This window comes from Paenibacillus lemnae, from assembly GCF_012933385.1.
GTDB lineage: Bacteria > Bacillota > Bacilli > Paenibacillales > Paenibacillaceae > Paenibacillus_AQ > Paenibacillus_AQ lemnae.
Genome location: NZ_JABBPN010000001.1, coordinates 341,930 through 364,588 on the forward strand (window position 1 = coordinate 341,930; position 22,659 = coordinate 364,588).

The 22,659-nt window shown below is 51.0% G+C and carries 18 protein-coding genes; 8 read left to right on the plus strand and 10 right to left on the minus strand.

Features of this window, described 5'->3' with window-relative positions; all coding sequences use genetic code 11:
* Positions 1-61: 61 nt before the first annotated feature.
* The 4 genes from HII30_RS01535 to HII30_RS01550 all read right to left on the minus strand — a co-directional run bounded on the left by HII30_RS01535 (position 62) and on the right by HII30_RS01550 (position 4,958).
* On the minus strand, positions 62-1,405 hold the full coding sequence (locus HII30_RS01535) for a hemolysin family protein (protein ID WP_169503156.1): 1,344 nt from the start codon (positions 1,403-1,405) through the stop codon (positions 62-64).
* A 453-nt stretch (positions 1,406-1,858) separates the two neighbouring features.
* Entirely contained in the window at positions 1,859-3,658 is a 1,800-nt protein-coding gene (locus HII30_RS01540) for an LTA synthase family protein (RefSeq protein ID WP_211184360.1), read from the minus strand.
* Between the two features lie 239 nt (positions 3,659-3,897).
* Positions 3,898-4,587 (minus strand): CidB/LrgB family autolysis modulator, encoded by a 690-nt coding sequence (locus HII30_RS01545; protein WP_169503158.1) that lies wholly within the window; start codon positions 4,585-4,587, stop codon positions 3,898-3,900.
* On the minus strand, positions 4,584-4,958 hold the full coding sequence (locus tag HII30_RS01550) for a CidA/LrgA family protein (protein ID WP_169503159.1): 375 nt from the start codon (positions 4,956-4,958) through the stop codon (positions 4,584-4,586). Before HII30_RS01550 ends, HII30_RS01545 begins: the two co-directional genes overlap by 4 nt.
* A gap of 131 nt (positions 4,959-5,089) precedes the next feature.
* On the opposite strand from HII30_RS01550, the gene cidR reads away from it, so the two are divergent.
* Positions 5,090-5,989 (plus strand): cidABC operon transcriptional activator CidR, encoded by a 900-nt coding sequence (cidR, locus tag HII30_RS01555; RefSeq protein WP_169503160.1) that lies wholly within the window; start codon positions 5,090-5,092, stop codon positions 5,987-5,989.
* Positions 5,990-6,060: 71 nt separating this feature from the next.
* Here cidR and HII30_RS01560 read toward each other — a convergent pair whose 3' ends face one another.
* From HII30_RS01560 to HII30_RS01570, 3 genes are all read right to left on the minus strand, one after another.
* A complete protein-coding gene (locus HII30_RS01560; RefSeq protein ID WP_169503161.1) occupies positions 6,061-7,281 on the minus strand; it encodes an MFS transporter in 1,221 nt (406 codons plus the stop codon).
* Positions 7,282-7,433: 152 nt separating this feature from the next.
* Positions 7,434-8,066 (minus strand): SdpI family protein, encoded by a 633-nt coding sequence (locus HII30_RS01565; RefSeq protein ID WP_169503162.1) that lies wholly within the window; start codon positions 8,064-8,066, stop codon positions 7,434-7,436.
* Positions 8,059-8,334: an autorepressor SdpR family transcription factor gene (locus HII30_RS01570; protein ID WP_169503163.1), complete on the minus strand. Its 276-nt coding sequence runs from the start codon at positions 8,332-8,334 to the stop codon at positions 8,059-8,061. The genes HII30_RS01565 and HII30_RS01570 overlap by 8 nt, the downstream gene beginning before the upstream one ends.
* A gap of 215 nt (positions 8,335-8,549) precedes the next feature.
* Here HII30_RS01570 and HII30_RS01575 point away from each other — a divergent pair, with 215 nt between their 5' ends.
* Positions 8,550-9,590: an oxidoreductase gene (locus HII30_RS01575; protein ID WP_169503164.1), complete on the plus strand. Its 1,041-nt coding sequence runs from the start codon at positions 8,550-8,552 to the stop codon at positions 9,588-9,590.
* A gap of 119 nt (positions 9,591-9,709) precedes the next feature.
* Here HII30_RS01575 and HII30_RS01580 read toward each other — a convergent pair whose 3' ends face one another.
* The gene (locus HII30_RS01580) at positions 9,710-10,072 is read right to left on the minus strand and encodes a winged helix-turn-helix transcriptional regulator (RefSeq protein WP_169503165.1); all 363 of its coding nucleotides are present in this window, start codon (positions 10,070-10,072) and stop codon (positions 9,710-9,712) included.
* 216 nt (positions 10,073-10,288) lie between these two features.
* Here HII30_RS01580 and HII30_RS01585 point away from each other — a divergent pair, with 216 nt between their 5' ends.
* The 3 genes from HII30_RS01585 (at position 10,289) to HII30_RS01595 (ending at position 16,452) form a co-directional block, all read left to right on the plus strand.
* Positions 10,289-13,051: an amidase family protein gene (locus HII30_RS01585; RefSeq protein ID WP_169503166.1), complete on the plus strand. Its 2,763-nt coding sequence runs from the start codon at positions 10,289-10,291 to the stop codon at positions 13,049-13,051.
* A gap of 185 nt (positions 13,052-13,236) precedes the next feature.
* Entirely contained in the window at positions 13,237-13,992 is a 756-nt protein-coding gene (gene pdaA, locus HII30_RS01590; RefSeq protein WP_425495973.1) for a delta-lactam-biosynthetic de-N-acetylase, read from the plus strand.
* A 171-nt stretch (positions 13,993-14,163) separates the two neighbouring features.
* Entirely contained in the window at positions 14,164-16,452 is a 2,289-nt protein-coding gene (locus HII30_RS01595) for an ATP-dependent DNA helicase (protein ID WP_169503167.1), read from the plus strand.
* Positions 16,453-16,581: 129 nt separating this feature from the next.
* Here HII30_RS01595 and HII30_RS01600 read toward each other — a convergent pair whose 3' ends face one another.
* A complete protein-coding gene (locus HII30_RS01600) occupies positions 16,582-17,208 on the minus strand; it encodes a type 1 glutamine amidotransferase family protein (RefSeq protein ID WP_169503168.1) in 627 nt (208 codons plus the stop codon).
* An 81-nt stretch (positions 17,209-17,289) separates the two neighbouring features.
* Positions 17,290-18,252 (minus strand): helix-turn-helix transcriptional regulator, encoded by a 963-nt coding sequence (locus HII30_RS01605; protein ID WP_169503169.1) that lies wholly within the window; start codon positions 18,250-18,252, stop codon positions 17,290-17,292.
* Between the two features lie 221 nt (positions 18,253-18,473).
* Between HII30_RS01605 and HII30_RS01610 the strand changes: the two genes are divergently transcribed.
* The 3 genes from HII30_RS01610 to HII30_RS01620 are packed head-to-tail and all read left to right on the plus strand — an operon-like array spanning position 18,474 to position 22,636.
* A complete protein-coding gene (locus tag HII30_RS01610) occupies positions 18,474-19,019 on the plus strand; it encodes a MarR family winged helix-turn-helix transcriptional regulator (RefSeq protein WP_169503170.1) in 546 nt (181 codons plus the stop codon).
* Between the two features lie 3 nt (positions 19,020-19,022).
* On the plus strand, positions 19,023-20,750 hold the full coding sequence (locus HII30_RS01615; protein WP_169503171.1) for an ABC transporter ATP-binding protein: 1,728 nt from the start codon (positions 19,023-19,025) through the stop codon (positions 20,748-20,750).
* Positions 20,747-22,636 (plus strand): ABC transporter ATP-binding protein, encoded by a 1,890-nt coding sequence (locus tag HII30_RS01620; protein WP_169503172.1) that lies wholly within the window; start codon positions 20,747-20,749, stop codon positions 22,634-22,636. The genes HII30_RS01615 and HII30_RS01620 overlap by 4 nt, the downstream gene beginning before the upstream one ends.
* The last annotated feature ends 23 nt before the right edge of the window (positions 22,637-22,659 follow it).

Here is a 22,659-nt window from a genome sequence, read left to right on the forward strand (position 1 = left end):
AAAGTGTTTCTATAAAAAAAAGCGGCATCCATTTAAGGATACCGCATACATGCTGCATGGATTAGTCCTGCTCTTCCGCGGCTGCTGCCGCTTCGGTGTCGGAGACTTCTTCCTCGGACTTTACAATCTCCAACTTCGTATAGCGATGGGTCTTTTTCTCCAGCACCGTGAAGGTGAGGTTGTTATACGTCCAGCTGTCCCCTTTGATCAGTTCAGAATTGTGGCCGTAGAGCCATCCGCCGATCGTATCCAGTTCTTCCGTGCTGAGATCGGTAGCGAGGGCATCGTTGATCCGGTTAATGGAAACTTTGCCGTCCACAATCAGGTGGTTGGGTTCGGGCTGAACCAGTTCATGCTCTTCATCATCATCAAATTCGTCCCGGATTTCGCCGACGATCTCCTCCAAAATATCCTCGATGGTGATCATACCGGAGGTTCCGCCGTACTCATCGATCAAAATAGCCATATGCGTGCCTTCCTGCTGCATTTTCTTCAGCAGCTTCTTGACCGGAATGGCTTCAGATACAGTCATGGCCGGATGGATCAGCTTCGAGAGATCAATGTTTGCATTGTCGTCAAATTCCAGGAAGAACTGTTTCGTATTGACCATACCGACCACCTGGTCTTTGTCGCCGCGGACCACCGGGAATCGCGTATATTGTTCCCGCTTGATGGTCTGCAGGTTCGCCGCGAGCGGCTTATCCACATACAGACAAATCATGTCGGTCCGGGGAACCATAATTTCTTTAGCAAGCAGTTCGTCAAAAGCGAAAATCCGGCTCACGTAACCGTACTCGCTCTGATTGATTTTGCCGCTCTCATAGCTTTCGCTCAGAATCATCCGGAGCTCTTCCTCGGAATGGGCTTCTTCATGCTCGCTGGCAGGATGAAGACCAAAAATGCGGATCAGGCCATTAGCAGAACCGTTCAGGAGCCAGATAAAAGGATACATGATGCGGTAAAACCAGATAATCGGTGTTGCGGTCAGCAGACTGATCTGTTCTGCTTTTTGAATGGCCAGCGTTTTCGGAGCCAGCTCACCAATAACTACATGAATATATGTCATAAAGATAAATGCAAACAGGAATGACATCGTACCGGCAAGAGCGGTGGGCAGTCCTAATGCATCGAATATCGGATGGAAGATAGCTTCAAACGTGCTCTCACCCAGGTAACCGAGTCCGAGAGCTGTAATAGTAATACCCAGCTGACAAGCGGACAGATATCCGTCAAGGTTGGTGATCACCTTTTTGGCGGCCAGGGAATTTTTGCGTCCTTCAAGCACCAGTTGGTCGATCCGGCTGGTACGGATTTTAACAATAGCAAACTCAGTCATGACGAAAAAGGCTGTAAAAGCAATAAGTAATACCACTAAAAATAAATTTAAGCCTATACTGTCGTCCAAACAAAACACATCCTTTATCATTTTCTGGTCCGAATCCGCATTTAACTAGGTTACTGCAAAGCATAAGGGAAATATGCATGCAGTCTCACATAATTCGACCTGAATTTCAAAGGCTCCAGCAGCATGTGCTTAAGGAGCAAAAAGAGGCGGGAAGCCTGTTTATGCATGTTCTGTCTGTCAGTGGATAAGGTCAGCAGATAATACTGCAGTCCACTTATCCTTCGAATGGGGTCTTCCAAGACGTCACTCCTAAGGGATCGTAATAGTTATATTTAAACGTGAACGTGTGTTTTGACTAAGGTTATATGTAGATTTATATGTTATATGTTACTTATCATAAGAAAAACAAAGGGATTGTGTCAAATGGATGGCGGCCTGTTCTATGTTAGGAGATTAAAAATGGCTCACGAGCAATGTTTGCTCGTGAGCCATTTTTGTTTCTGCAGGATCTGTTTATTCCGGACTGTGCTCAGGAAGTTGGCGGATATAGCTGTCTGAGAGGTGCAGCAGCTGCAAGGCACGGTCGAATTCCTGATAGGAGGCCGAAGTTTCATCCTGGGTCCGTCCTGGAAGCGGATGAAGGGTTCCGTCCTCATAGCTGTTTCCTGGCATAAACAGTGTCGTGTTATTGATAAAAGAGCCGGAAGGGAGATAGTAACGTTCCGGCAGCAGGTTGCTATCCTTCTGATTCAGCAAATCCTGTCCGAAATGAAGCTGCTGGTCCAGAGAAAAACCCGTCAGATTCGCGATCGTTGGCAGAATGTCAATCTGGCCGCCGATTTGTTCCTCGGTACCCGGCTCTATGCCTTCTCCGTGAATCATCAGCGGAATGTTGATCATGTCGGATGTGACGTACTCCCGCCCATAGATTTCCTTCATCAGTTCATGGTCGTCATTGTCCAGTGAGTAAATCGGCAGACCGAGATGATCTCCATACAAGATCACAAGGCTGTTGTCCCAGATACCGTCTGCCTTGAGCTGATCGATAAACTGGCCCAGCGCGTAATCCGCATAGTTCTGCGAACGAATATAATCACCTACAAAAGTGCCTTCATAGCGCTCCGGCAGGGTCATTTTATACTTATTCTCCGGAATCGTGAACGGGTGATGCGCAGTCATGGATATCACCTGGGCATAGAACGGCTTATCCGAATCGTTCAACTTCTTCAGCTCAACCGCCGTCTTGTTATATAGGGTTTCATCCGAAGCGCCGAAGAACACCTGATCTTCTTCTCCGAAAAATGTCTTGTCAAAATACTGGTCAAAACCCAGTGCCTTGTACAGCTCTCCGCGGTTCCAGAACTCCACCACATTCGTGTGGAAGGTTGCAGACTGATAGCCTTCCTCTTTCAGCATTTTAGGCAGGCTAGGGAGCTGTTTATCTGCATAGTGCTGGGTAGCGGCCCCGCGCGGCGGGATGTAAAAGGAGGTATTGACGACGAACTCTGCATCGGAGGTGTTGCCCTGACCCACATTTTGATAGAAATTAGGGAAATACAGGCTGTCCGCTGCAATCTTGTTCATGGTCGGCGTTACTTCCTGGCCGTCAATCTTCAGATTCATCAGAAATTCCTGAAACGATTCCATCTGGATAATGATCACATTCTTGCCTTCTGCAATCCCGTGATATTCCGATGCAGCGGCTGGTGTAATCTGCTTCAGTTCATTGATGCGGTCCTGGGTAATGGATTTTGCATCGACCAAAACGGTCTCTTCCTGTTTCAGAATCGTATAGATTTCATAATTCAGAATACCCATACCCTGTGCCTGAACGATCTCATTCATTGCTGACCGGTTCGGAACAATCTGGAAGATGCAGACCATCAGAGAGAAGACGAAGACGATGGACGCTAGAGAACGCTTGGTCTTGCGAGCGTGCTTCTGCTTCCATGCCTTGACCTTATCATTTCTCCAGAAAAGGAAGAACAAAATTACAATATCTGTGAATATCAGCAGGAAGTATGGATCCATGAGAGAAAATACACTGTTGCTGACAGCGGTAACCTGGTTGACCTGCTCCAGCGCATGATAATTGACCATAACCCCGTAGTACTTGTAATACATAATCGCAGCGAAAAAGATTGCGGTAAGCAGCAGATTAACGGTCATGTAGGCCATCATTTTGCGTTTGGAAGCAAACGCCTCGATAAGGCTGAAGATAAGCCATACAAAGGGGATTTCCGCCAGCAGCGGGCGCCAGGGCATCACGTCGTCGAAGATGACGGCCCAGGCCAGGTAACTTTTAAGCACCATAAGGACGGAAAAAAATATAAAGGGCTTCGTCAGGGATATGCGAAGCCGGTTTTTTGCAAACACGGGAAACCGCCATCCTTTCGTCCATAAGCAGCAGACCGCGTCCCACGCGTTCTGTGCTATTTTATTGTCGATTTTTTTGTAAGGGATTAACAAATGTATTATGCATCGTTTTAAGAGTGAAGTCAAAAATCAAAAAGAACCCGCCATTTGACCGGTTCTTTTTGAGGCTGCTGCAGCTATAGGAGATAGGACATGAGCCATGGCGCAATACCGAGGGTGAGCAGGGCGGCGAGAATCATGGAAATACTGGAAATGGTGCCTGTAAGGGCGCTGAATTCAAACGCTTTGGACGTTCCTGTACCGTGTGCTCCGGTCCCGAACAGGACCCCGCGGGCAATATCGCCCCTGATCCGAAACACCTTGACGATCGAAGGCCCGAGGATGGAGCCTAAAATACCGGTCATGATGACAAATACAGCCGTCATATTCGGCACGCCGCCGATGACCTGGGAGACATTCATGGCAATCGGTGTCGTGATGGAGCGCGGGACGAGGCTGCTGGTGAGCGAGCTGCTCAGATGCAGCCATTTGGCCAGCAGCGCGGACGACAAGATAGCGATGGCGGATCCCATCGTTACGCTGACCATGATTTCAGCGGCGTGCTTTTTCAGAGTTTTGAAGTTTTTATACAGAGGTACGGCAAAAGCGACCGTCGCCGGCTGCAGCAGCTTGCTGAGCCATTCCGCTCCTTCGTTATAAGCTTCGTACGAGATACCTGTCTGCGTCAGCATCACGACGAGAATGATCGGCGTGATCAGGAGCGGGGACAGGTAGACGCGGTTTTTACGCAGATACAGCTTTTTGGAAGCCGCATAGACTAACAGGGTCAGAGGCAGGCCGAACAAGGCGATCCATGCTGTCATCATGAGGGTGTCCGCTCCTTTCGTTTTTTGGATATGAACGTCGCAATGAGTCCTGAACTGGTCATGACCACAACGGTACTGATACATACAACAAGTAGTATTGAAATGCCGTCGCTTTCAAACAGCGAGAAATATTTCATAATGCTTACAGCGGCAGGAATAAAGAACAACAGCAGCTCAGCGAGCAGCCAGCTGGCGCCAAGCTCGATCCACTGCAGGCGCAGTATACCGGTCTCCAGCAGGATAAACAGCACGGCAATGCCCAGGATACTGCCTGGCACGGGGATTTGGAGCCACTGGGCCGCTTGATCCATACCCAGCGAGAACAGCATCAGTCCGGCCACCTGGAGCAGACCTTTCAATATGTTTTTCATGACAGGTCTCTCCTTTTCGATAATGTTTCGTTATATGAAAATTTTACATCGGTTTCTTTCATAGGTAAAATGCATATATCGAATGCGTATCATTCCGTTTGGCTATAGTGCAGAGGGAAGGGGAGTGAGTCATGGATATTCGGCACATGCAGTATTTTTTGGAGGTAGCCCGCCACCGGAGCTTTACCAAAGCAGCGGAGACACTGTATATTACACAGCCCACGATCAGCAAGACCATCCGGAACATGGAAGATGAATGGGGTGTCACGCTGTTTTACCGTCAGGGGAAAAAGGTGGAGCTGACCGATGCCGGGCGCATCATGTATCAGCAGGCCCAGCAGATGGTGGAGGCGTTCCAGCAGATGTCTTACGAGCTGGAGGATTTGATGGAGCTGCGGCGCGGTCATCTGGTCATCGGACTTCCGCCGATGATCGGGTCAAGCTTTTTCCCGGTGGTCATTGGCCAGTTTCACCAGAAATACCCGCAGATTACGATTCAGCTGATTGAAGACGGAGCGAAGAAAGTAGAGATGGATGTGGAAAGCGGTTTGATCGATATCGGTGTGGCGGTGCTTCCTGTGCGGGAGGAGCTCTTTCATTATTACTCCTTTATTGAGGAGAATCTGAAGCTGCTGCTTCATCCGTCGCATTCTTTCGCGGCAAGGGATAGCGTGTCTCTAAAGGAACTGGCGGAGGAGCCCTTCGTCTTGTTCCGCGAAGATTTCACACTGCATGACCGGATTATTCGGGAGTGTGTTCAGGCCGGATTTGAGCCGAAGGTGGTTTACGAAAGCTCGCAGTGGGATTTGATCAGCGGTATGGTGGCCGCCAATCTCGGCATCGCACTGCTGCCAGAAACGATCTGCCAGGAGATCGATGCGTCGCGGGTGGCCATTGTGCCGCTGGATCATCCTTCGATCCCGTGGCAGCTCGGCATGATTTGGAGGAAGGACCGGTACATGTCGTTTGCCGCTCGTGAATGGATCTCGTTTACGAGGAATCTGCTGGCAGAGAAGCCGGAATCCGTATAATGCTGAACATAGAAAACAGGCGCTTTTCGGGAGACATGCTCTCGAACAGCGCCTGTTTGTTGTTATAAATTCTACTCCTGTACAGCTGCAGGCGGGACGACGACCGCTATGGTGCGGCGGGCGGACCAGGCCATGCACAGGAACACACCGCAGATCAGAATCACGGCACCGAACAGGTACGGGATGTTGATCTGGATATCGAACAGGTTGCCGGCAATGGCCGGTCCGACGATATTACCAACACTCATATAGGCATTGTTCATACCGGCGACGAAGCCCTGTTCGTTGCCGGCCATTTTGGACAGCAGTGTGTTGATCGCCGGCCGCATAATCGCTGTGAAGATGAAGAACAGCACCGAAATGCCGAGCACGTACCAGAAGTTGCTGGAGAGCAGCAGGAGGACCATGCAGACAGCGGCAGCCAGGAAGCTGGCGGAGATCAGTTTAATCTCTCCGAAACGGCGCAGCACCTTATCGATCAGCAGCGCCTGGATCAAGGTTCCGACAAGGGCACCAATGGTGATGACGACCGAGATCTCTTTTGTGGAGAAGGTGTAGCTCTCTTTGGCATAGAGCGGGAAGATGGCTTCAAAGTTCATCAATCCCAGGGTCAGCGTGAAGACCAGAATTAACGGTACGAAATAGGGTGCTTTCGCAGAGAGGGCGAACTGTTTGAGAATGTTCTGCCTCTTCGCGGTCATCGACCGTGCGGCAAGCTGTCTCTCTTTCGTCAGAGTTTCCGGCAGAACGATCAGAGACAGGACGAGGGCTGCGCCTGCCACAGCAGCCGAGACGTAAAGCGGTGTGCGCAGGCTGACTTCAGCGAGGAATCCGCCAACACCGGGCCCGACGACAAAACCGAGCGACATGGCGGCGCCCAGCATGCCCATACCTTTGCCGCGGTCTTCGTCGGTAGTGATATCCGCCACAAAAGCCATCATCGGCGGGATCAAGGCTGCGCCGCCGATGCCCCCGAGCAGACGGGATACATACAGCAGCCACACATCCCCGGCAATCGCAAACAGCAGCTGGGAGATGGTGAACAGCGCGAGGCCGGTGACAATCATGATTTTCCGGCCGTATTTATCGGACAGCTCGCCAACGATCGGCGAGAAAATAAACTGCGTAAGACCAGATGCTGCGATAAGATAGCCTGCGGTCTGACCGCCTGCGCCGAACTCTTTCAGGAAATCGGGCAGGATCGGGATAATCAAACCGATACCCAGCATGGCGATAAACATATTAACCATCAGCAGAAGGAGCGGACCGGTTTTTTTGGACGGCACTGACATTGAACGTTCTCCTTATATCTTCATCGTATTTTTAAGGCTACTGGCTTATATTAGCAGGATTACCGGATGTCAGGCAATAGAAACTATAAAAATTTTACATTCATTTCAGAAAATTTACATAAAGACAAGCATTCATGTGAAAAGTTCCTGTTTTAAGCCCTCTTGTACAGCAGAAATGAGTAGACGGTTGGAGCCAGTGCAAGCAGCAGGATCACGGGGAGAATGACGTAAACGGCATGAACCTCCAGGAAAGACATGATGATCATCAATACGCCGCCTGCCATCCAGAGGTAGCCTGCAAAGCGGTGCGTTTTATTCCAGTTGTCAGGGCTGTGAAGCGTCCAGGGAAGCTTGATCCCAATCGTATAGTTTTGTCTGCTCTTCGGCAGATAATTACCGACTACAACAAGAATCATTCCGACGAGGGCGGGTGCAATGATTTCAATAGGCAGATCAGCACCCATCGCTTTAAATAAAGTGACAGGCGTAATGATCAGGCTCAGTACTGGAATGAACCACAGCCCCATCGTCCTCATAACTGGCGCGGCGTTCATTTTCTTGGGGTCATTGTGCAGGACGATATGAACTATGATGTTCAGTACAGCCAAGGATGCCGGAAGCAGGTAAGCGGCGACCGCTTTGGAAGCATATCCATCCGGATTGCCTGCAGCATCCCAGTGGATGGCGATCTGTCCAGGTAACTCAGGGTACAGCACAGCAGATAAAATCATCGGCAGCAAGCAGACCAGTGTGGCAGCAATAAACGTCGTTCTGTATTTACTCATTTTTCTTCCCCCCATTAAATTGTGACAGCCAGAGCATAATTTCTTCAACAACGGATACATTGATTTCATAGTAAATATAGTTCTTGTACTTCGTCTCAAAAATAAGTCCGGCTTTTTTCAGCTGAGACAGATGATAGGAGATGGTGGCCCCCGTCATGTCAAAATGCTGGCCGATCTCTCCGGCAGACATCCTGCCTTGTCTTAGCAGGACCAGAATTTCCCGCCTGATCGGGTCCGATAACGCCTTAAATGTTTCGGGAAATCCCAATGTGTATCCCTCGCATTCTATTTAGAATTTTATCTAAATACATTATCTGATGAATCCTTTCAAAAGGCAAGACCTATTTAGAGGAATTTCTAAATGATTTGAATGACTTATTTTAAAATCATGTTTCAGCAAGTAAAAAAAGCCTGTACATGATAATATAAATCATACAGTTATTAGGAGCGGAACCAAGAAAAGAGACATAGGGGGACAAGACATTGACAATACAGACAGGGATTATCGGGTTCGGGCTTTCGGGATCCACGTTTCACGCGCCACTCTTAAGCAGCATTCCGGATTATGCGATCCGGGCTGTTGTATCTTCGAATCCAGAAAAAGTACACAAAGATCTTCCTGGTGCGGCTGTCTATCAGGAGGTAGACGAGCTGCTCACCGATCAGGACATTGACGTCGTCGTTGTGGCCAGCCCGAATGCAACCCATTACGATTATGCACGGAAGGCTATGGAAGCCGGAAAGCATGTTGTTGTGGAAAAGCCGTTCACGGTCACCGCGAGCGAAGCGGAGGATCTCATTCAGCTGGCGAAGGACAAGGGAGTGCTGCTGACCGTTTATCAAAACCGCCGCTGGGATAACGACTTCCTGACGGTACGCAATCTGCTGGAGACGGGTGCGCTGGGCAAGCTTTCACTATATCAGGCACATTTTAACCGTTATCGTCCTGTTGTTAAAAAACGCTGGAAAGAGCAGGAGGGGCCGGGAGCGGGACAGCTGTACGATCTCGGCTCTCACCTGATCGATCAGGCGCTGCTGTTATTCGGCAAGCCCCAAACCTTGTGGGCGGATCTTCGCGCCGAGCGGCCGGGCTCTCAGGTGATTGATTACTTTCACCTCGTGCTGGGCTATGAATTTCACCGGGTCATTCTGCATTCAGGATCACTCGTCCGCCACGCAGGACCGAAGTTCGAACTGCATGGCGATAAAGGCAGCTTCCTGAAGTATGGCCAGGATCCGCAGGAGAGCCAGCTGAAGCAGGGTCTTCGGCCCGGGGATTCGGGCTGGGGAGAAGATCAGCCTGATCAATACGGAGAGCTGGCCACAGAATTCAGCGGCCTTGCCGTACAAGGGGAGATCGACACGCTGCCAGGCCGGTATCAGGCCTTTTACCAGGGCTTGGCGGATGCCATTCTGGAAGGCTCTCCGGTCCCTGTCCAGCCAGAAGATGCCCGGGACACCATCCGGATCATTGAATATGCGATGGAAAGCCATGAAAAAGGCTGCACGATTCAGGTGAAATAGCCTCCGGATGATTGCGTGTTCTGGCAGCGCGGCGGTTTACAGTATGAGATAGACAACAAAGTCCGGCACTTCGGTGCCGGACTTTGTTGTGTTCACAGAACTTTGTCGATGCAAGGCATTCAGGGCAGCTGGATTCTGGGGTTCGGTAACACATCTTTATGAGTGCGCCCCCAATCCCGCATCAGATAAATAATCGGTTTGAGTGACTCGCCCAACGGAGTCAATGAATAATGGACAGGCGGGGGAGAACCATCAAGAACCTCCCTTAAAATGAGCCCGTCCCGCTCCATTTCCCGCAGCTGCACAGTCAGCACCCGCTGCGTAATATTTGGCAGAAGTCTCCGTAGTTCATTGAAGCGGCGGTCCCCGGTACACAAATGGTACAGAATAACCCCCTTCCACTTTCCTCCCATAATGTCGTTCGTAATTGCGATGGGACACCCGTAATTGATGATGCCTGAATAGTAAGTCTCGCTGCTCATAATGAGGCCCCCTCTTGTAAAATGATGCCTTGCTAAGTATCCATTTGGTCCCTTAGTGACAAATAAGTGCCTTCTTGTAAGCTGGATAATGAACTAGTATGATTCTCTTATGTTAGATTATATAACATGAAACGCAAAAAGAATCGAGGTGTTTTCATCAAAATGAACTATTTTTCATCTCGCGTAAAATAAAATAACATATTATAGGAGGTAAGTATGAATAAAACTGGAATTTCACGTATCGGAAAAAGAATGTTCGCAGCAATGTTAGCGTCAGGGCTGCTGTTTACCGCGTCTCCTTGGACCTCCTATGCAGATGTAGAGACAGCTTCCACAGTGACAGCAGCTAATCAAGCTGCGGCTGTTTCTCTATCGTCGACGGATGAAACCCTGCGATTTACTGAAACGAAAAAAGTAATGAAAGGCACTCCTTACAAAGTAAGCATCAGCAGCGCCACAGATTTGGACAGCGCAGCAGGGAAGTTTGTAGTCGATTATGACGCTTCCTTATTCGATTTTGATTCAGCCGAACCAGTGGACCCGTCAATCCGAGTTGTGGGTACCCGGGAACAAAACGGTAAATTGACTCTGGTAACCATGCAGTCAAACGGAGCTGTAAAAGCGGGTCAGCCGGTCTTCACGCTGACATTTAATCCGAAGCGGGCCGCAGCGGGATCTCAATTTAAAGCTGCAGCAGAAATGGCTCTACCATCTGGTGGAACTATTGAGCCGTCTCAAGGAACCGTACTGGGCATCAAAGGAGATTTGACAGGCGACAACATCGTTGATATTCAGGACTTGTCCCTTCTCAGTGCACATAATGGCGCTACCTCTGCCAGCGGCGACTGGGAACAGATCAAGGCAGCTGATTTCAATGGTGATGGTGCAATCCGGCTGTACGATTTGACAGCAATGGGTAACATTATTGCCTTTCAATCCGGAAGCTCGGTTGATCTCGCAGAGTTAAGCGTGCGGGAGATTCAAAACACGATGGAAGCCGGGACACTGACGGCGGTAGAGCTTGTAACAGGATATCTTGAGCGGATCGCCAAGTATGACAAGCAGGGACCATCCATCAATTCCATGATCACAATCAATTCAGATGCGCTTAGAATTGCGTCCCTGCTGGATGCGGAGCGCATGCACTCAGGCTCCCGGGGTTTGATGCATGGCATTCCTGTCATTGTGAAAGATAACTATAACACGATCGGGATGCCCACCAGTGCGGGATGCACATGTCTCAAGGATAACTACACGCTGACAGATGCCCAAATGGTAGAGCAATTAAGGGATGGGGGAGCCATCATTCTGGGTAAAGCCAATCTGCATGAATTTGCCCTTGGATTATCGACAGTCAGTTCCCTGGGAGGACAAACGTTAAACCCTTATGATCTGACTAAAAATCCAGGAGGATCTTCTGGCGGCACGGGAGCTGCAATAGCAGCCAACTTCGCCGTGCTGGGATTGGGTACAGACACCGGCGGATCGATCCGCATTCCTTCCTCTTATAACAATCTGGTAGGTTTGCGCCCAACTATCGGCTTAACAAGCCGTGAAGGGATTGTTCCTTTGGCTCTTTCACAGGATACCGGAGGGCCGATGGCCAGAACAGTGGAAGATATCGCGATCTCAATGGATTATTTAAAAGGCTATGATCCGGATGATGCAGCAACTTTGTACAGCATGGGCCGGACTCCGAAGACCTATACGGATTCTTTGGACAAAGACGGGCTGAACGGGGCTCGAATCGGGGTTATCCGCGACCCGCTTGTGATGGGAACGAATGAAGGTGTCATCGGTCTGACCAATCAGGCGATTGACGATATGAAGGCAGCGGGTGCAACAGTCGTGGATGTGGAGGTTCCGAATCTTTCGGATATCCTGGCTTACCCGAGCTTAAGTTCATTTGAGTTCAAATCAGACCTGAACACCTATTTTGAAACGTATATCAACAACAACCCGGATACGAAGGTTCCATACCGCTCGTTATCGGATATTGTGGACTCCGTTACCGACATGCTGCCACATATGCTGAATGTATACAAGGGCCGCGACAGCGTAACCGATTTGAGTGAGAATCAGGATTATCGGGACATTATCCTTAAGCGTCCAAAGCTTACCCGGGAGGCACTGCTTCAAACGATGACGGACAATCAACTGGATGCACTGCTCTATCCTTCTACGGCAAATCCGCCTGCAAACTTGAGAGACAGCAATGCTGGAAGTGCGAACCGGTTGAGCCCTTATTCCGGATTCCCGGCCATCAGTATTCCTGCAGGTTTTGTTACCGGTGGAACTGAAGAGAAGCTGCCTCAGAACATCGAATTGCTGGGCAGACCGTTTGATGAAGCTGCACTGATTAAATTAGCTTATTCCTATGAACAGCATACGCAGCACCGTGAAGCGCCTGTACATGTACCGGCGGTTAAGAAGCCAGTTGAACTGCCGCAATTTACCGATGTGCCTTCCACGCACTGGGCCTATGATACGATCAGAACCCTTGCGGCACAACAGATCGTCCAAGGAACGGGAGGATCGCTCTTCATGCCGAAGCGTACGGTGACCCGTGCTGAATTTACATCCATGCTGGTAAGAGCATTGAAGCTGGAAGCTGCCGGTTCGGCTGATTTCTCGGATGTTCCTGCGGGAGCATGGTATGCCGGCGACGTGAGCAAAGCTGCCGGAGCGGGAATCGTCAACGGCCGGAGCGCCACAAGCTTCGCTCCTAACGACAGTATTACGAGAGAAGAAGTAGTCATTATGCTTGTTAAGGCATACGAACTGCATTATCAAACGACATTAAGCCCGGCTGCCCCGTCGTTTAAGGATCAGGCGGCGATCAGTTCCTGGGCATCAGAGTTTGTAGGCAAGGCACAGAAATCCGGCCTGGTACAGGGAACTCCTTCCGGATTGTTCAGCCCTAAGAGCGAGGCAAACCGGGCGGAAGCTGCTCAATTTATTGCCAATCTGCTGGATTGAGAAACAGAGTGACCGTATAAGCATCTATTGACTTCTGTTTTGTGCACATAACTTTCCTCCCCTCGTGGAAAAGTAGAAAGACATGTCCTTAAAGCTGCAAGTTTGCAGACTGGGGCCATCTACGACAGAGGGGAGCAACATGTAACGTGAGAATTATCAAGATCGTCCGGCTTTTGCCGGTCGTGGTGCTCTGCGCCGCATTGCTGGCTGCCGTGCTGCCGGACAGTGTTCATGCTGATGGGCGTACCTTTCATTTTGGTTTCAAGAAAAGTGTAGGCGGCAAGCTGCCCTCGATTGATGAAGAAGGCTTTAAAGAGCTGTTGAAGAAACACGGTGCCGTATTCATGGGCGACCCGGCGAAAAAAGATCTGTATCTGACGTTCGATAACGGCTATGAGAACGGATTTACACCGGCGATTCTGGATACGTTAAAGGCCAAGAAGGTTCCGGCAGCCTTTTTCGTGACCGGACATTATGTGAAGACGCAAGCTGATCTACTGAAACGCATGACGGCAGAGGGGCACATTATCGGCAATCATTCGTGGAGCCACCCTGATGTTTCCGCCATTTCAGCGGACAAGCTAAAAGAAGAGCTGAGCCGGGTCAAGCAGGAAGTGAGCAATGTCACAGGCCAGCAGGAGATGAAGTATCTCCGGACACCGCGTGGAATCTTTAATGAAAGATCTCTCGCAGTCAGCAGGGAAATGGGTTATACGAATGTCTTCTGGTCGCTGGCCTATATGGACTGGGATGTGAATGCCCAAAAAGGAGCATCTTATGCCCTGCAAAAGGTGACCGCACAGCTGCACCCCGGTGCCGTGCTGCTGCTTCACTCCATTTCCCGTGATAATACGGAAGCGCTTGGTGCCATCATTGATGAAGCCCGCAGACAGGGCTACGAGTTCAAGAGTCTGGATCAGATGGAGACACGCCTGCCGTAGTCTTCGGGTTAAAGCGCACAAGGACTGTGTGAATGGCCTAGCAATAGAGCGAGTGCTTGAGACTTAACGGGTCTTAAGAGCTCGCTCTTTTTGCTGCTGCTTTCAAAGCGGGGGGAGTCGATGTTTGGTATAATACGAGTCAGAGATTTTAATAAAAGGAGTCTGCCCGTAATGCCTCAAACCATTGAAATATCCGTCAGGCCGCTGGTCGAGTATGTGTTCCGGAGCGGCAGCATTGTGTCGGGTTTCCGTACAACAACCGCATTGACCGAAGGGACCAAAGCGCATCAGCAGATTCAGAAGGATTATGGGGAGCAGGATCACAAGGAAGTGCACCTGACCGCTGAAGTGGTATGCGGGGATCTTACCTTTGTGATTGAAGGCCGCTGTGACGGACTGATTTTAAGCGACGGCGTGCCGATGATCGATGAAATCAAATCGACTTCCGGCAGCCTTGAAGATATTGGTGAAGATACCTATCCCGTACACTGGGCCCAGGCCAAAATGTATGCCTATATGTATATCCGCAAACATGCGGTCCAGCAGATGTCTGTTCAGCTGACATATGTGGGGATCAAGACCGATGAGGTGAAGCGGTTCCGCCGCAGCTTTAGCGCTTCCGAGCTGGAAGCCTTTGCTCTGGAAGCTGCGGAGGCCTACGCGCCGTATGCCCGGCTGCTGCTGGAGCATGCGCGGCGGCGGGATGAGAGCATCCGCAGCTTGTCATTCCCGTTTCCGGATTACCGGAAGGGCCAGCGCAGGCTGATGGGCGCCGTATACAAAACCATTAGCGACGGCCTCAGGCTGTTTGCGAAGGCGCCGACCGGGATCGGCAAGACGATTTCCACGCTGTTTCCTTCTATTAAAGCGATGGGGGAAGGGAGCATCAAGCGGATCTTTTATCTAACCGCGAAGACGATTACCCGCACTGCTGCGGAAGAGGCGCTGGAAAACATGTCAGCCGGGGGACTGCACCTGCATGCGGTGACCCTGACCGCGAAGGACAAAATCTGTTTTCGTGAGGGGGACGGCTGCACCAAGGAAGCCTGTGTGTTCTCGGAAGGCTACTACGACCGGATTAACGGAGCGATTCTGGATCTTTTGCAGCATGAGACATCGATGACCCGCCCGGTGATTGAGGAATATGCCCGCAAGCATCAGGTATGTCCCTTTGAGTTCTCGCTGGATGCTGCTTATGCCGCAGATGTGGTGATCTGTGATTATAATTATATTTTTGACCCCAGGGTGTCGCTGAAGCGAATGCCGGAAGAGATGAAGAAGTCGTCCGTGCTGCTGGTGGATGAAGGCCATAACCTGGTGGACCGGGCCCGCAGCATGTTCTCGGCAGAGCTTCGGAAGTCGATGTTTCTGGAGGTGCAGCGAGCCTATAAGGAGAGGAATCCGGGCATTTATCAGGCCGCCAAAACCGTGAACAACCGCTTTATTGTCCTGCGCAAAGTCAGCGGGGAGGAAGAACGCGTGGTCGGCTCCAGCCAGCCGGAGATGATGGATGAGCTGCTGGAAGCTTTTGTGATTCAGGCGGAAGCGGAGCTGGTTACGGGACGCGGAGGTGAAGAGGCAGAACTGCTGCTGGAGTGTTATTTTGCGTCACAAGGGTACCTGCGTATTTCGAGGCTGTATGATGAGCGTTATGTGACGTATGCGGAGCTTGACCGGAATGAGGTATTCCTCAAGCTGTTCTGTCTGGACCCTTCCCATCTGCTGAGACAGGCCGGCAAAAACTTCCGCTCCACCATACTGTTCTCCGCTACGCTGACCCCTTTGATGTATTACCGGGATATGCTGGGTGCAGAAGAAGAGGACTACAGTCTGTCGATTCCTTCGCCGTTCTCGCCGGACCAGCTGGATGTGAGGCTGCTGCCTGTGTCCACTCGGTACAAGGACCGGGAGCGCAGCAAGGAGGCTATTCTGGACATGATGGACAAGCTGGTGATGGAGAAGCCTGTGAATACGCTGGTGTTCCTGCCGTCTTATCCTTACATGCAGGAGATTTATGAGGGCTTTACCCTCCGAAATCCCGGAATGCGGACCTTACTTCAGGGCCATGCCATGAGCGAGGAGGACCGGGAAGGGTTCCTGAACGCTTTTCAAAAAGATGCCAGCGAGCCGCTGATCGGCTTTGCGGTCATGGGCGGGATATTTTCCGAAGGCATTGACCTGAAAGGGGAGCGGCTGTCATCGGTCGTTGTGGTCGGGGTGGGCCTGCCGCAGCTGTCGTTTGAAAATGATATTATCCGCACGTACTTCGGCCGCAGTGACAAGAACGGCTATGACTACGCCTATGTCTACCCGGGCATGAACAAAGTGCTCCAAGCCGGCGGCCGCCTGATCCGTTCGGAAACCGACCGGGGCACACTGGTGCTGGTGGACGACCGGTTCCAGAACCGGCAGTACCACCATCTCCTGCCCGAGGAGTGGCGGAATTTTAGACGAGTCTAGACCGCAGCGTTGTGGTATGAGCCGCGAATGGGGGCGATGTGTGTGGAAAACCACATACAAGCCCGCAAGAGACCTATGTGGTCTTTTGCGGGCTTGTATCGTAAAACGCCATCCGCCGCAGACGCGCTGCTACTGGATCGACTTCATCAAGTCATGGAAGTAACGGGGTTCATGCGTGTAATTGAGCTGGTACCACGCCTCCAAGGTGTCAGGCTCAAACACATCCAGCAGCCGCAATATATGCTTCGCAAACAGCAGCGGTGCGGTTCCGGATGATGTGACGACATGTCCGTCGGTGACGGCAGGATTGGTGTCGTAATAAGCTTCCCCGACATAATGCGGACACATCATTTTGAGGTAGCCCAGGTCATTGCTTGTGTGTCTGATAGAATCCAGTATGCCTATTTTGGCAAGCCCAAACGTAGCCCCGCAAATTGCCGCAACAACAGTCCCTTTTACTAAGGCGTCAGAAGCTTTTTGCAAGATAGGCTCATGCGCCGCGTCCATCCAAGTGTCGCCCCCCGGAAGAATCAAGACGTCTGTACGATCCAAAACACATGCGTCAACAGAAATATGCGGGGCAATATTTAACCCTCCCATTGTCGTTATCGAGCGGTGGTCCCGGCCAACGGTCACAACTTCAAGTGGTACAACCCCTTTTTTAAAATATCTCCCGGTGCGGAGTTCAGCCATAATATAGCCAACCTCCCAGTCTGACATGGAATCCAATACATACAGATACACTTTTTTATACATTTGACCACTCCTTAGGCGTTCATCAATTGGTATATCCCCATTATAAAAAAACTTCACTGACATCCCCCGTCAGTGAAGTGATCAAGCCTGATAATGATTCATCATCTCCTGCAAAACTTCCAGCATTCTCTGTTTCATACGCTCAGGTTCTACAACTTGAATTGATGTGCCATATGGAAAAAATAAATACGGTACAGCATTGTGCATATCGGTTTCTTGCAGTTCAAACGTCACTGTGTCTGGTGACCGATCCTTGACATGATGTCCTAAAAACCAATGCTGACATAAATGGTCCAGAGAACTTGCCTGACCGGTAAGCGTGAGCAGCTTAAGTGACTGGGGATGCTCCGCACTGGAAAGGATGTGATTCATAAAAAAATCAGCCGCCGAAAACGACGGAGGACGATCAAAGGTGTGTTCGGTTGCAGTCCAGTTTAAAATACGATCCACTCTAAAGCTGCGGATTTCCTCTCTAAAATGACAATAACCAATGACATACCAGTTGTGATTCCAATAAAGAATGCCATACGGGTCCAGCATCCTTTGACGGGGCTTTCCTTGAAGACGGGTGTCGTATTCGATAAGTACGGCGTTTTTGCTCACAATACTTTGTGCTAGCAGGTCTAATGCCGGTTCAACCCGTGGTCTTCCTGCGGTTTGAATGACTTCAAACCCTTCTAAACGCTGATTGATCATGGTTATCTGCTCTGGATTGGAATATTGTTTGAGTTTGGCCGCAGCCCTGTCCAGGGCTTTCCCGCCATAATAACCGGCCTGTTCCGCAAAATCAGCTGCATGCAGCAGTGCGGCCTGCTCGTCCACATGAAACAGAAGCGGGCTTTCAATAAAACGATGCAGCAGCGTATATCCTCCATGATGCCCGGCGTCCGATATGATCGGAACACCACTGGCTGAAAGCGTATCGATATACCGGTAGACTGTTCTGATATTCATCTCCAGCCGTTCAGAGATTTGCTGGGCTGTCATTTTTCTGCCGGAGTTCAGCATCCAAAGAATCGCAAGCATACTGTCGATCTTGGACATGCAAGTATCACCTCATGACTCTAGTGTTCCGTGTTCCTCGTTTTCATAGCTTAACACATGCGCCAGGAGGAAAAGCATAAAATTCCGCATGTCACGTTGTCGCAAGCCGTGCATGAGCGCACCACTGCAATTGACATGACAACTTTTTCGAGTATATAGTTAGGTTACCTAATTAATTAGTAAGCTATCTAAATGACACATACAAAAAATGAGGTGGTTCCATGACTGATTCTGATAAGGAGCCGTCCTTTAACTGCGGTGGAGCAAGCGATGCGTCTTCCCCGGAAGATGTGCTTGGTGAGGCTTCACGCCGGCTTATGAGAACCTTCGGGCTGTTTCGCAAAAGGCAGTGGGAGCAGATGAGCATCTCCGGTTTCACTGCCGGGGAGATCAAGGTGCTGATGGCTTTAAAATTCCATCCGCCTGCTGAAGGAACCGACGGTTTGAAGGTGTCCGAGATCAGCGGCCATATGGGTGTAACGTCTCCTACGATCACCCAGTTTATAAACGGCCTGGAAAGCCGGGATCTGGTGACACGCTTTATGGACGCCAATGACCGGAGAGCGGTCAGAGTGAAGCTGACAGCGCAAGGACATCACATTGCGGACAAGGCGCATGAAGCGTTTAATGTCCATTTCAAAGGTTTGGTAGAGTACTTGGGAGAAGAGGAGAGCATGGAGCTCGCCCGTCTACTCACAAAGGTGTACACCTATCTGATCGAGCATGAAATTGATCTCAATCCGGCAGATGTGAAAGGAGAGTCGTAAAACATGTTGAAGTTGTTTCGGTATATTAAGCCATATCGTGGAGCTGTGCTGCTGGTGCTAATATTTACGTTCCTTCAGACACTGTCCGAGCTGTTTCTGCCTACGCTGATGGCGGGCATTGTGGATGACGGGGTATCCCAGGGCAATATTCCACTCATCTGGCGCATCGGAGGCATCATGGTTGCGGTTGCTGCTGGCGGTGTGATCTGCTCCATCGTGGCAAGCTATATGGCGGCGAAATCGGCCACGGGACTCGGACGGATTTTGCGGCAAAAGGTGTTCTCCCATGTGGAAAAGTTCTCGCTGCAGGAGTTTGACCGGATCGGCACGGCGTCGCTCATTACGCGTACGACCAATGACATTACGCAGGTGCAGCAGGTGACGATTATGATTCTGCGCATGCTGGTGCTGGCACCGCTCATGTGTATCGGGGGGATCCTGATGGCAGTTACCCGCGATCCCGGCCTGGCCACCGTGCTGCTTGTGGTCATTCCCGTGCTGGCACTGGCGATCTTTCTGATTGCATATAAAGGTATTCCGCTGTTCAAGGTCATTCAGACGAAAATTGATACGTTGAGCCGCGTGACACGCGAAGGCTTGACGGGTATGCGGGTTATCCGTTCATTCAACCGGACGACCTATGAAGAAAGCCGCTTCCAGGAAGCGAATGAGGATCTGACGCAGACTTCTATACGGGTTAACCAGATCATGGGTGCGATGATGCCGGTCATGATGCTGGTCATGAACCTGGCGACGATTGCGATTGTATGGTTTGGAGGAGACCGGATTCAAAATGGTCATATCCAGGTGGGCGATCTGATGGCATTTTTGCAGTATGCGATGATGATTATGTTCTCCCTGATCATGCTGTCCGTCATGTTCGTGATGATTCCGCGGGCGCAGGCCTCGGCAGTGCGGATTAACGAAGTGCTTCAGATGAAGCCGGACATCGTGGATCCTGATCAGACTGGCAGAGCTGTGCACGGAAAAGGTCATGTGGTGTTTGATGATGTGACGTTCTACTATCCGGGTGCGGAAGAGCCTGCGTTGACGGAGATTTCTTTTGAAGCGGGCCCGGGTGAAGTGACGGCCGTCATCGGAGGCACAGGATCCGGTAAGTCCACATTGATCAGTCTGATTCCCCGTTTTTATGATGTGACTTCGGGAAACGTAAAAATTGACGGGCTGGATATCCGGGAAATGAGCCAGGAGGACCTGAGATCCAAAATCGGCTTTGTTCCGCAGCAAGCACTGCTCTTTACCGGCAGCATTGCGGACAATATCCGCTATGGCAAAGAAGATGCGACGGATGAAGAAATCCGGCATGCTGCTGTCGTGGCGCAGGCGGATGAATTTATATCCGGGATGGAGGGCGGTTATGAAGCGCCAATATCCCAAGGTGGGGGCAACGTGTCAGGCGGCCAGAAGCAGCGGCTCTCCATTGCGCGGGCTCTTGTCCGCAGGCCGGAAGTCTATGTGTTTGATGACAGCTTCTCGGCGCTGGATTTCAAGACCGATGCGAAGCTGGGTGCCGCGCTGAAAAGTGAAACGACCGCCTCCACGGTTCTGATCGTGGCCCAGCGGGTCAGCACAGTCATGGATGCAGACCGCATCATCGTGCTGGAAGAAGGCAAGGTGGCAGGAATTGGCAGCCATGCCGAACTGATGGAAAGCTGCAGTGTCTACCAAGAGATTGTGTCTTCCCAGCTGTCAGAGGAGGAGATCGCATGAGTGAGCAGCAACGTGGCGGCGGACACCGCGGCGGAGGCGGAGGCCATCCTCGTGGTGGTCCCTTCGGCGGAGGACCGCATGGACCAGGTATGCCAGTCGAGAAACCGAAAGATTTTAAAGGCACCTTCCGGCGTTTAGCCGGTTATCTCAAGCCGCACCGGGGCAGACTGCTGCTGGTGCTGGCTGCGGCACTGCTGAGTACAATATTCGGAATTGTCAGTCCGAAAATTCTCGGAGATGCTACCGACGTATTATACGATGGATGGAGGAATATGCAGAGAACTCCTGGAGCTAGCATTGATTTTGCGGCCCTTCAGGAAATCCTGCTCTGGCTGGGCGGACTGTACCTGTTGAGCTCGGTATTTGGCTATGTCCAGCAGTATGTGATGGCCAGCGTAGCCCAGCGGACGGTTTACGATCTGCGTGAAGAGGTGGACCAGAAGTTGAGCCGGCTGCCGCTGAAATATTTTGATGCACGTTCGCATGGCGAAACGCTGAGCCGGGTTACGAATGATATGGACAACATCAGCAGCACGCTTCAGCAGAGCTTGACCCAGATGATTACGTCTGTTGTAACGCTGCTCGGGGTTATTGTCATGATGCTGTGGATCAGCCCGCTGATGACCCTGGTGGTCATCCTCACGCTGCCTTTAAGCGTGATTGTAACCATCGGAGTCGCCAAGGGTTCCCAGAAGCAGTTTGCAGATCAGCAAAAATATCTGGGACAGCTGAACGGGCACGTCGAGGAAATGTATACTGGCCACCGTGTCGTGAAGGCGTTCGGCCGCGAGCAGCAGAGTATCGCGCAATTCGATGAGGTGAACAACAAGCTGTATGAAGCGGGCTGGCGCGCCCAGTTTATCTCCGGGGTTATTATGCCGCTGATGATGTTTATCGGAAATATCGGGTATGTGATCGTCAGCATTATGGGGGGTATTTTGGTAACACAGAACTCCATTTCGGTAGGTGAAATCCTGGCGTTTATCCAGTACTCGCGTCAATTTACCCAGCCGATCACACAGCTGGCTAACATTGCGAACGTCATTCAATCGACCATTGCTTCGGCGGAACGCGTGTTTGAGGTGCTGGACGCAGAGGAAGAGATTCCGGAAGCCTCGTCGCCCCGGGATCTCAAGCAGGCACAGGGCAGTGTGGTGTTTGACCAGGTGGCCTTCGGATACAAGCCGGATCAGCGCTTGATTGATGATTTGAATGTGGATGTGAAGCCGGGTCAAATGGTTGCGATTGTAGGACCAACCGGTGCCGGAAAAACAACGCTGGTCAACCTGCTCATGCGGTTTTATGAGCTGGATGATGGGCAGATCCGTATCGATGGCGTGAATATCGCCGATATGAAGCGCAGCGAGCTGCGCGGCCTGTTCGGCATGGTGCTGCAGGATACGTGGTTGTTTAACGGGACGATCCGGGACAATATCGGTTACGGCAGGGAAGGGGTGTCTGAGGAGGAGATCGTACAGGCAGCTGAAGCTGCGCATGCCGATCATTTCATTCGGACGCTGCCGAATGGGTATGACACGGTACTGAATGAAGAAGCGTCGAACATTTCCCAGGGACAGAAGCAGCTGCTGACCATTGCCCGGGCTATTTTGTCCGATCCTGCCATTCTGATTCTGGATGAGGCGACTAGCAGTGTGGATACACGTACCGAGCTCTATATCCAAAAAGCCATGAACCGCCTGATGCAGGACCGAACGAGCTTTGTCATCGCCCACCGTCTTTCCACCATCCGGAATGCGGATTTAATTCTGGTCATGAACAAGGGCCGCATTGTGGAGCAGGGCACACATGATGAACTGCTTGCGCAGGACGGTTTTTACGCTGATTTGTACAACAGCCAGTTCAGCGAGGAACAGCAGGCGGTTTAATATTTTATATCGCATACAGCATC